Origin of the sequence: Stenotrophomonas sp. GD03654 (assembly GCF_029845105.1) — a bacterium.
Classification (GTDB): Bacteria; Pseudomonadota; Gammaproteobacteria; order Xanthomonadales; family Xanthomonadaceae; genus Stenotrophomonas; species Stenotrophomonas africana.
In genome coordinates this window covers 1-10,912 of record NZ_JAOCLC010000106.1, presented here as the reverse complement: position 1 = coordinate 10,912, position 10,912 = coordinate 1, and the positions used below count along the sequence as shown (strand labels likewise).

Sequence of the window (10,912 nt, the reverse complement as noted above, 5' to 3'; positions counted from 1 at the left end):
TGGCGCTCACGCCCCCGCAACCGGACCCACCCCGCCTTCGACAGGTTCCTGCGGTCTGTTGGAACGGATCTGACCCCTGATTGATTTCGATATCTGACAGAAGTGTCGACCAAGGCCGACACCTACCAACCGCCATCGGAATCTGTCAGAGGTGGGGCGGTGTCGGAGTGCGGGGTGTCCGCGGCATGGATGCCGCGGCCAAGCCCCCATGGAGGGGTTCACGGCGTCCCCGCACTCCGACACCGGCCCGCCATCCCACGGACGCCATGCTGTTGCTGTTGAGTTTGCCGGCCCGCGGCCGGCACTACCGCGGGTGCAGGGCTGCAAGCCCTGCCGAACAACCCCCTAATCGTGACCGCTGTCGTCCAGGCTGATGATCCCGCGCCGCAGCGCCTGGGTCACCGCATGCGTGCGATCGCCCACGCCCAGCTTGTCCATCAGGCTCTTCATGTGCGCCTTCACCGTCTGCTCGGAAATCTGCATGCGCTCGCCGATGCGCTTGTTCGACAGGCCACCGGCCACGTGCCGCAGCACCTCGGTCTCGCGCGGCGACAACCGGTCTTCCACCACATGCGCGGCGATGCTGGCCGCCACCGCCGGCGGAATCGGTGCGCGCCGGCCGCCAGCGACCATGCGGATCGTATCGACCAGCTCGTGGCGCAGCATGTCCTTCAGCAGGTAGGCGCTGGCGCCAGCCTGCAGCGCCCGCACCGCACGTACGTCACCGCGGTAGGTGGTCAGCACGATGATGCGCGCACGCGGATCCATCGCGCGGATCCGCACGATGGCTTCCACACCGTCCAGGCGTGGCATCTGCAGGTCCATCAGCACCACGTCCGGCTGCAGCTGCTGGTAGCGTGCGATGGCTTCCTCGCCATCGGCGGCTTCACCGAGCAGGCGCAGGTCGGAATGGGCGCCCAGCAGGGCAGCCAGGCCGTCACGCAGCAGCGGGTGGTCGTCGACCACCAGTACGCCGATCGGGGCAGGGGTTTCAGTCATGGCTCGTTCTACTCCAGGGCCAGCGCCAACGTGATGGGCGGCGTTGATACAGGCGCCGGGTGGGAACTGCCAGCGCGACTTCGGTTCCCAGCCCGGGGCGGGTCCACAGTTGCAGTTCCGCACCGAGGCGCTGCGCGCGCTCACGCATGCCCTGCAGGCCCCAATGGCCATGCCCGGCATTCTCGTTGGCGATGCCGACGCCATCATCGCGCACGTGCAGCAGGAAGCACCGCGCGCCATACGACAGCTCTACTTCAATGGCGCTGGCGTTGGCATGACGCAACGCGTTGCGGATCGCCTCACGCCCTATCAGGAACACTTCTTCGGCCGCATCGGCCTGCAGCAGTGGCGTCGCACCTTCCACGGTCAGGCGCAGCGGATTGGTGCCGTGCCCGGCGTATTCGGCGTGAACATCGGCCAGCGCCGAAGCGAGGTCGCGGCCCACGAAGGGGCCCTCACGCAGGGCGTTGACCCGCTCGCGGCCCTCGGCAAGGTTGCGCTCGGCCAGTTGCATCGCCGCCTCCAGCTGGCCGCGTACCGGCGCCGGGGTCTGGGGTGACTGACTGATGGCGTGCAGGCGCAGGATCAGGCCCTGGCTGCCCTGCAGCAGGGTGTCGTGCAGGTCGCGTGCGATGCGTTCGCGTTCCCCATTGCGTTCCTGCAGGCGTGCGCGGAACAGCGCAGCCAGCTGCCCGCTGCGGATGCGCACCGCCATCATCAGCAGCGCGAGGGTCGCGGCGGCGCACAGCAGCTTGAACCACACGGTCTGCATGAAGGTGGGCGCGATGCGGAAGCTGCGGCTGGCCGGGGAGGTGCTCCAGATGCCGTCTTCGTTGGCCGCTTCCACCTCGAACCGGTAATTGCCCGGTGCGAGGTTGGTGTAATACGCGCGGGTGCTGCTGCCGGCATCCTGCCAGCCGTCGTCGACGCCGGAGAGGCGATAGCGGTAGCGGTTGCGCTCCGGGCGCGCCAGTGACAACGCCACGTAGTCGATCTGCAGTTGGCTGGTACCGGCGGGAAGGCGCAGGCCATCGCGCAGCGGCTCGTGCTTGCTGCCATACAGCACCTCGCCGATGCGCACGCTGGGGGCCATCGTATTGACGTGCGAATGGGTGGTGTCCAGCCAGGCCAGGCCCTGGTTGGTGGCCAGCCATAGCAGGCCGTCGTCGGCCAGCGTCGCGGTGGCGATCGGTCCACTCTGCAGGGCAATGCCAGGCATGCCGTCGATCGCGTCGAACAGGCGCGGCGTGACCGGCAGTCCGGTGCGCAGGGCACGGCGCAGCAGCCCGCTTTCCATCCGCACTAGGCCACGGCTGCCGTTGAGCCACAGGTGGCCATTGGCATCGGCGACCATGCCGGTGATGCCTTCCAGGACGCCGGCCATGTCGGTGCGCACCGGAACGAATCGTCCATTGCCCAGTCGCGCAGCCAGCCCGGCTTCGCCGGCGACCAGCAGAATGTCCTGGTGATGCAGCATCGCGGTGATCGGCCCCACCGACAGGCCCTGGCTGGCATCGAAGCTCTCGATGCGGTTCGCACTCATCCGGCGCAGGCGGCCGTCGGCATAGCCAAGCAGCAGCTGGCCATGGGCATCCAGCGCCAGCGATGAGCAGGCCTGCTCGGGCAGGCGAACCTCGCGCTGCCATTGCCCATGCAGGTAGTGCAGGACGCCACGCTCACCCGTACACACCCAGGCCTGCTCGTCGTCGGGGAACAGCAGCGCATGCAGCGGTTGCCCGGTGAACGGCGGCGGCAGCGGGATCAGCGAGGTGTGGCCGGCTACCGTGCGCGCAAGATTGACCCAGTCGAACTGCCAGATCGGCGTAGGTGCTTGGCGCGCGGCGGCCTGCAGCTGCGTGGCGCTGCCATCCAGCAGGGGGCGCCGCAGATCGTAGGGCTTGAGGTCTTCGCCATAGCCATACACGCGGCCATCGCTGGCCCGCACCAGCGAGCGGTAGGGATCGCTCGGGCCCACCGCCAGGGTGTGCACGCTGCGTGCGCGGAAGCGGTTGAGGCCGAGATTGGTGCCAACCCAGAGATTGCCTTCGCGATCGACGATGATTGGAACTGCCGAGGTGGCGGTCAGGCCGTGCGGTGAATCGAAGCGCTCCATGCGCACGGCCCGGGTGCCGTCGAAGGTGATGCGGGCGACGCCGCCGTGCGGGCTCATCGTGGCCCACAGCGCACCATCGGCAGTGAACTGCAGACGCGCGGCGACCAGCTCCGGAAGACGCCGCGCTTCGCGTTCGCTGGCCGCCAACAGACCCTGCGCATTGGCCAGCGGCGAGGTGCCGCGCACCCGGTCGGCCAGCCACACTTCGCCCTGCGGGCTTTCGGCCAGCGTCGCCATCTGCGAGACGGCGATGCCGGTGTCCTGGAAGGCGGTCTGGCCGGCTGCACGCATCCAGACCTTCAGGTCGGCCAGGACCCAGAAGGTGTCCCGGCTGTCGTGCAGCACCCACTGCACGCGGCGCTCCGGCAGCCCGGCACTGGCCGGCAGTTGCTGCCAGCGCTGTCCGTCAAAGCGGCGCAGCCCGCCGTTGATCGCCGCCCACAGCCGGCCCTGGCGATCCTGGCTGAAGCGCGGGACCACGCCGACCGGCACCCCTTGCTCGCGGCCGTAGCTGTGCAGCTGTCCCTGTGCGAACCGGCTGATGCCCGCCTGGAAGTAGCCGATCCACAGGGCGCCATCGCGGCCCGGTGCCAGCGTGACCATGTTGGTGGACGGGAACTGGCTGCCGACGGGCGCCGCCTGCCGTTCGAAACGACGGCCATCGAAGCGGTACAGGCCCGAGCCCGTGGCCAGCCACAACAGACCGTCGCGGTCCTGGACAATGTCCCAGATGTCGCCGGGCGCACCCTGGCCGACGCGCCAGGCCGTGTGCTCGTAATCGGGCAGTCCGCCGCTCACCGGCGGGCGCTGCACGGCAAGGGCGGGCAGGGCGGTCAACAGCAGCAGGCACGTCAGCAGCGTCGGCAAGCGACACAGGAACGGGAAGGGGCGGCCACGCATGGCGCGCATTCTGGCAGGTGTGGGGCAACCCAGGGTGACCCGAACGGGGTAGGCGGCGTGCGCCGACGTCGGCTATCACGCCGGCATGTCCTCTGGAGCCCCGCCATGCAACGGCTGTTCGTGATGTTCCCTGATCGCGGTCCGGGCCTCGGTCTGCTGTGGCTGCGGCTGTGCCTGGCCACCGCGCTGTACACGCCTGGCACGCATGCGGGCGGATGGTCGGCGATGTGCCTGCTGGCAGTACCGATGCTCATGCTGGGCGTGTTGACGCCACTGGCGGCGCTGATGGCGGCCGTGGGCATGTTCGCGCAGCAGGCGCCGTGGTCGCAGGTGGTGCTGCCGTTGGCGCTGTTGATGCTGGGCCCTGGCGCCTATTCACTGGATGCACGCTTGTTTGGGCGGCGCCTGCTCGGCCGTCGGCCTCCCCCATTCGGGTAGGTACTGGCCTCGACCGACGGGGGTAGGGCATCGCGCAGGCGCCACGCACCATGGGCCATCCTCTCGCGGCGTCCCGCATGGCCACCATTTTTCCGCCTGATCCGCCCGCCGCATCACTGGCACCGCAGCAGGCCGCCGCGTTGCAGCGCGCCCTGCGCTATGTCGATGAGCACCTGTCGCAGCCGCTGCGGGTGACCGAGCTGGCAGCGGCCGCCTGCGTCAGCCGCTTCCATCTGGTGCGTCTGTTCCGTACCGGTACCGGTGCCAGCCCGTTGCGCTATGTGCGCCGGCGGCGCATCGAACGTGCACGCCAGCTGCTGCCAGACGCGCAGCTGCCGATGTCCCGCCTGGCACAGCAGCTGGGCTTCTTCGACCAGAGCCATTTCGTCCGCAGCTTCCGCGCGGAGACCGGCTGCAGCCCCGGCCAATACGTTGCCGGCGATGCCGCCCTGTTGCATCCCCTTGATCGTGTTTCCAACGGAGTCCACCCATGAGCCTTGCCACCGCCACTCCCGCCCCGGCGCTGCTGTCGCCGACCGACCACGCCCTGGTACTGATCGACTTCCAGTCGCAGATGGCGTTTGCGACCCACACCATCGACATCTCCGCGCTGCGCAACAACGTGTCGCTGATCAGCAAGGGTGCCAAGGGCTTCAACGTGCCGGTGGTGCTGACCACGGTCGCCGAAACGTCGTTCTCCGGCCCGATGTTCCCGGAACTGCCGCAGATCTTCCCGGGCCAGACGGTGTTCGACCGCACCTCGATGAATACCTGGGAAGACCAGCCGGTGATCGATGAGATCAACCGCATCGGCAAGCGTCGCCTGGTTGTTGCTGGCTTGTGGACCAGCGTCTGCATTGTCGGGCCGGCGCTGTCGGCGTTGGCGCAGGGTTTCGAGGTCTACGTGATCACCGATGCCTGCGGCGATGTCAGCGAAGAAGCGCATGAGCGGGCGATCACCCGCATGGTGCAGGCCGGCGCAGTGCCGATGACCAGCGTGCAGTACCTGCTCGAACTGCAGCGCGACTGGGCACGCGGGGAAACCTACGACCTGACCACCGGCATTGCCCGCGACCACGCCGGCGGCTACGGCATCGGCATCCAGTACGCCAAGCGCATGTTCGGCGCGCAGGAAGGCGGGCACTGAGTATGGTGGCCAGCCATGGCCTCGACCTGGCCCTGCTGATGCTGCGCGTGGCGGCAGGAGGCTTCCTGCTGCCGCACGCGCTGGGCAAGCTGTTCGGCTGGTTCGGTGGACCTGGGCTGTCCGGCTTCGCTACCGAGCTGCGTGCCTTCGGGCTGCCAGCAGTGGCACCGCTGCCGTTGCTGCTGTCCCTGCTGCAGGTGCTGTCCGGGCTGGCCGTGCTGCTGGGATGGCAGACCCGTATCGCCGCACTTGCGGCGGCCGCCTTCATCGGCTTCACCGTCCTGTTGGCCCTGCCCAAGGGCTGGTTCTGGATGCGCGGCGGCAGCGAGTACCCGTTGATGTGGACCACGGTGCTGCTGGCCCTCGCACTGGCCGGGCCGGGTGCCTGGGCGCTGGACGGCCAACGCTTTCCGGGAGATTTCGCATGAGTCACGATCCCCTCGACCACGGCCGCCGCAACGTGGTGCTGGCCAGTGGTGCCGCTGTTGCGCTCGGTCTGGCCGGCCGCGCCGCTGCCGCACTCGATTCCACTTCCAAGGAGCGTCGCATGAGCACGCTGGTCATCCGCAATGCCCGCATCACCACCCTCGACCCGCAGCAGCCGCATGCGCAGGCGCTGGCTGTGCAGGAAGGACGCATCGTCGCCGTCGGCAGCGACGAGGAGATCATGCGCGGCTGGGGCAATGAAGCGACCCTGATCGACGCCCAGGGCAGGCGCCTGCTGCCCGGCCTCAACGACAGCCATACCCACCTGATCCGTGGTGGCCTGAACTACAACCTGGAGTTGCGATGGGACGGGCTGCGTTCGCTGGGCGACGCTCTGGACATGTTGAAGGCCCAGGTCGACCGCACGCCCGCACCGCAGTGGGTGCGCGTGGTCGGTGGCTTCACTGCCGCGCAGTTCAACGAGAAGCGCCTGCCGACGCTGCAGGAGCTCAACGACATCGCGCCGGATACGCCGGTGTTCCTGCTGCACCTGTACGACCGCGCGCTGCTCAACCGTGCCGCGCTGCATGCCTGCGGCTACACCAAGGACACACCGGATCCGCCGGGCGGGCAGATCGTGCGTGATTCGCTGGGCAACCCCACCGGGCTGCTGCTGGCCAAGCCCAATGCGCTGATCCTGTATGCCACGCTGGCCAAGGGCCCGCGCCTGCCGATCGAATACCAGGCCAACTCGACGCGCCACTTCATGCGCGAACTGAACCGGCTCGGCATCACCTCGGTGATCGACGCTGGCGGCGGCTTCCAGAACTACCCCGAGGACTACCAGGTCATCGAGCAGCTGCACCGCGATGACCAGCTGACAGTGCGCATCGCCTACAACCTGTTCACCCAGAACAAGGGCAAGGAGGTGGATGACTTCCGTGGCTGGAGCGAGATCCTGCAGCCGCGCCAGGGCGACGACCTGCTGCGCCACAACGGTGCCGGCGAGATGCTGGTGTTCTCGGCGGCCGATTTCGAGCTGTTCAACGAGCCACGTCCGGAGCTGCCGCCGGAGCTTGAGCCCGAACTGCATGACGTGGTGAAGCTGCTGGTGGAGAAGCGCTGGCCGTTTCGCATCCACGCAACGTATGACGAGAGCATCACCCGCATCCTCGATGTCTACGAACAGGTCAACCGCGAGGTGCCGTTCGATGGCCTGCACTGGTTCATCGACCACGCCGAAACCATCACCCCGCGCAACATCGAACGTATCCGCGCGCTGGGTGGTGGCATCGCCGTACAACACCGCATGGCCTACCAGGGCGAGGCTTTCGTCGAGCGCTATGGCGTGCAGGCCGCGCGGCATACGCCGCCGGTCAAACGCATGCTGGCCGAAGGCGTGCCGGTCGGTGCCGGTACCGATGCCACCCGCGTAGCCAGCTACAACCCCTGGGTGGCATTGTCCTGGCTGGTGACCGGGCGCACCGTGGGCGGGCTGGCCCTGTATGGCGATGAGAATCTGCTCGAACGCGAGCAGGCGCTGCGCCTGTGGACCCAGGGCAGCGCCTGGTTCTCCGGCGACGAAGCGGTGAAGGGCACGCTGCGGAAGGGCCAGCTGGCTGATTTCATCCTGCTCTCGGCCGATTTCTTCCGTGTCGATGACGCGCAGATTGCCGACATCACCAGCCTGCTGACCGTCGTCGGCGGCCGCATCGTGCATGCCGACGGCGACTACGCCGGGCTGGCGCCGCAGCTGCCGCCAGCGATGCCGGACTGGTCGCCGGTCAACCGGTTCGGTGGCTACCACGTCGGCGGTGCCGCCACCGGGTTGGCCGCCGCCCATCGCCACCATCACGGCGTGGCCTGCAGTACGCACGGCGCTCATGGTCATGCCGCACGGCATGCGGCGCCCACCGATGACCTGACCGCATTCTGGGGCGCGATGGGATGTTCGTGCTTCGCGTTCTGAGCCTGGCGCTGCTGGCCGCGCCATCGCTGGCGCTGGCCTGCGAGGGGGGCCGCTGCAGTGATGCTGGCAACGGCCAGCTGCAACTGGACGCCTCGCTGCGCCTGCGTGGCCTGTACTACGACCCGACCCGGTTCGGCATCGGCAGCAGTGAAGATGGCTACGGCCTGCTGCGCGCGCTGGCCTCGGCCACCTATGCGGAGGACAGCTGGCAGGCGAAGCTGCAGCTGGGCGTGCATGCCGAGAATGGCAAGGCAGGTGGAGCCGGCCGCACCGACCGCGGCGCGCTGGATGTGCAGCAGGCGTACTGGCGCTGGCAGCGTAGCGGCTTCCACCTGCAACTCGGTCGGCAGGAAGCCGGCTACGGAAGCTCGCGGCTGTTGTCGGTGCGCGATGGGCCGAACATCCGCCTGGCCTTCGACGGTGCGCGCCTCGGCTGGAAGGGCCGCCTCGGCACGTTTGATCTGATGGCACTGCGACCGGTGGAGAACCGGCCGGGTGCCTTTGATGATCGCGGCGAACACGGTGCCCACCTGTGGGGTGCCTATGCCACCACGGCACGCGGGCAGGGCGCGGGACAGTGGGATCTGTATCTGCTGGACTACCGCCGCGAAGGCGCACGCTTCGCGGCAGATTCCGGCACCGAGCGGCGGCAGACCGTGGGTGCACGCTGGTTCGGCCAGGCCGGTGCACTGGACTGGAACAGCGAGCTGGTGGCGCAGGGCGGTGAACTGCGAACGGCCATCGGCACGCTCGATATCCGCGCCTGGACGCTGGCCACCGATACGGGGTGGCGCTGGACGGACCTGCCGTTGCAACCACGGTTGGGGCTGAAGGCGGACATCGCCAGTGGCGATGGCAATCCGCGAGACGGCCGCCTGGGAACCTTCAATGCGCTGTTCCCGAAATCGGCCTACTTCAGCGAGGCCAGCCTGCTGGCCCCGGCCAACCTGATGGACCTCCAGCCAACCTTGACCCTGCGTCTGCACGACACGGTGACGACGGAGCTGGGCGTACAGATCGCCTGGAAGCATCGTCGCGCCGATGCGGTCTACGCCACGCCGGCACCGCTGGTGGCGTTGCCGGGCAGCGCCGGTGGCGCGCGCCGCATCGGTAATCAGTACAAATCCGAAACCCGCTGGCAGGCCAGCGAACACTGGCAATGGCAGCTGCAGCTGGCCTGGGTCGATGCGGGTCCTGCGCTGAAGCAGGCCGGCGGCCAGGACACGCTGTTCGCCTCGATCGTTGGAGCATGGCAATGGTGAACGCAACCGCGTCGCAACCCCCCGCACAGGCCGCAGGTGCCTGGTCCCCGCTGAAGATCCAGATGTTCCGTTCGATCTGGCTGGCAATCCTGGCCAGTAACATCGGCACCTGGGTCAATGACGTGGCCGCCGCCTGGGTGATGGCCGAACGTACCGGTTCGCCGTTGATGGTGGCCTTGGTGCAGTCGGCCACCACCGTGCCGATCGTACTGCTGGCGCTGGCCGCCGGAACGCTGGCCGACATCGTCGATCGCCGCAGGTACCTGTTGGCGACCCAGGCCTGGATGCTGCTGGTCGCCGCCGTGATGGCGACGTTGACCGCGCTGGACATGCTGACGCCGCAGCTGCTGGTGCTGCTGACCTTCTGCATGGGTTGCGGTGCGGCGATGGCGATGCCGGCACAGGCCGCGATCGTGTCCGAACTGGTGCCGCAGCCGATGCTGGCCTCAGCGGTGGCGCTGAACTCGATCGGCATCAACATCGCGCGCTCGATCGGCCCGGCCATCGGCGGCGTGATCGTCGCCCAGCTCGGTGCGGTCTGGGCGTTCGGCTTCAACGCCATCACCTTTGCCGCAATGCTGTTCGTGGTGTGGGGTTGGAAGCGTGACCCGAAGCAGTCGAGTCTGCCGCCGGAGGGCTTCGGTGCTGGACTGAAAGCGGGCCTGCGCTACGCCAGCCGTGCGGGACGCCTGCAGGCGGTGCTGATCAAGTCGGTGGGCTTCTTCTTCTTTGCTGCGGCGATGAACGCGTTGCTGCCGGTGGTGGTGCGCGGCCAGATGCACGGCGGGGCGGGGCAGTACGGCATGCTGCTGGGCTGCATCGGTATCGGTGCAGTGGGCGGGGCCTTGCTGCTGCCGAAGCTGCGCGCGCAATTGGATCGCGACCTGCTGGTGCTGCTGGCCACGCTGTCACTGGCGCTGAGCCTGGTCGGGCTGGCACTGACCCGCAGCTGGTACGTGCTGCCATTGGTGATGCTGATCAACGGTTTTGCCTGGATCACCGTGCTGTCGTCGCTGCAGATTGCGGCGCAGACAGCAGTGCCTGCCTGGGTACGCGCGCGTGCGCTGGCGCTGTACATCATGGTGTTCTCCGCCGGCATGGCGGCCGGTGGCCTGAGCTGGGGCGCGCTGGCACAGCGTACCTCGCCGGAACTGGCGCTGCTGGTGGCTGCCGCAGGTGCGGTGATCGGCGGGCTGCTGGTATGGCGCGTGCGCATCGCCGGTACCGAAGACCTGAACCTGAGCCCGGCCGGGCACTGGCCGGCGCCCGAGCTGTCGGTGCCGGTGTCGAACGACCGCGGCCCGGTACTGGTCACCCTCGAGTACCGCATCGATGATGCTGATCGCGCCGCGTTCCAGACGCAGATGCGCGCGCTGGGCGCGATCCGTCGCCGCGATGGCGCGGTGGTCTGGGGTGTGGTCGAGGATGTGGCCAGCCCGGGCATCCACCTGGAGTATTTCGTGACCCCGTCGTGGCTGGAGCACCTGCGCCAGCACGAGCGCATCACCGCCGATGACAAGGCGATCCAGGAAGTACTGCGGGAACTGCATCGCGGTGAGCGCGCACCGGTTGTACGCCACTTCGTGGGTGGGCATGACCCGCTGCCGAAGACCGGGGTCCCGCACCACCACAGTGATATCTGAAAAAAAGGGGACGGA

At 68.2% G+C, this 10,912-nt stretch carries 9 protein-coding genes; 7 read left to right on the top strand and 2 right to left on the bottom strand.

Annotated features, from left to right (window positions below):
* Positions 1 to 345 precede the first annotated feature (345 nt).
* Positions 346 to 999, bottom strand: a complete 654-nt coding sequence (locus N5J73_RS22995) for a response regulator transcription factor (protein WP_049445872.1) — start codon at positions 997 to 999, stop codon at positions 346 to 348.
* Positions 992 to 4,021, bottom strand: a complete 3,030-nt coding sequence (locus N5J73_RS22990; protein ID WP_049445871.1) for a sensor histidine kinase — start codon at positions 4,019 to 4,021, stop codon at positions 992 to 994. Before N5J73_RS22990 ends, N5J73_RS22995 begins: the two co-directional genes overlap by 8 nt.
* A 96-nt stretch (positions 4,022 to 4,117) precedes the next feature.
* Here N5J73_RS22990 and N5J73_RS22985 point away from each other — a divergent pair, with 96 nt between their 5' ends.
* The 7 genes from N5J73_RS22985 to N5J73_RS22955 all read left to right on the top strand — a co-directional run bounded on the left by N5J73_RS22985 (position 4,118) and on the right by N5J73_RS22955 (position 10,897).
* Positions 4,118 to 4,450 (top strand): hypothetical protein, encoded by a 333-nt coding sequence (locus N5J73_RS22985; RefSeq protein ID WP_049445869.1) that lies wholly within the window; start codon positions 4,118 to 4,120, stop codon positions 4,448 to 4,450.
* A 50-nt stretch (positions 4,451 to 4,500) separates the two neighbouring features.
* Positions 4,501 to 4,944, top strand: coding sequence for an AraC family transcriptional regulator (locus N5J73_RS22980; RefSeq protein WP_053091884.1), 444 nt, complete (start codon positions 4,501 to 4,503; stop codon positions 4,942 to 4,944).
* Complete coding sequence (locus N5J73_RS22975; RefSeq protein ID WP_049445867.1) at positions 4,941 to 5,597, top strand: hydrolase; 657 nt, start codon at positions 4,941 to 4,943, stop codon at positions 5,595 to 5,597. Before N5J73_RS22980 ends, N5J73_RS22975 begins: the two co-directional genes overlap by 4 nt.
* A gap of 2 nt (positions 5,598 to 5,599) precedes the next feature.
* Positions 5,600 to 6,025, top strand: a complete 426-nt coding sequence (locus N5J73_RS22970) for a DoxX family protein (RefSeq protein ID WP_049445865.1) — start codon at positions 5,600 to 5,602, stop codon at positions 6,023 to 6,025.
* Positions 6,026 to 6,144: 119 nt separating this feature from the next.
* Positions 6,145 to 7,992: an amidohydrolase gene (locus tag N5J73_RS22965; RefSeq protein ID WP_192840563.1), complete on the top strand. Its 1,848-nt coding sequence runs from the start codon at positions 6,145 to 6,147 to the stop codon at positions 7,990 to 7,992.
* Positions 7,971 to 9,254 (top strand): alginate export family protein, encoded by a 1,284-nt coding sequence (locus N5J73_RS22960; RefSeq protein WP_049445861.1) that lies wholly within the window; start codon positions 7,971 to 7,973, stop codon positions 9,252 to 9,254. The genes N5J73_RS22965 and N5J73_RS22960 overlap by 22 nt, the downstream gene beginning before the upstream one ends.
* Positions 9,248 to 10,897 (top strand): MFS transporter, encoded by a 1,650-nt coding sequence (locus tag N5J73_RS22955; protein ID WP_049445859.1) that lies wholly within the window; start codon positions 9,248 to 9,250, stop codon positions 10,895 to 10,897. Before N5J73_RS22960 ends, N5J73_RS22955 begins: the two co-directional genes overlap by 7 nt.
* The last annotated feature ends 15 nt before the right edge of the window (positions 10,898 to 10,912 follow it).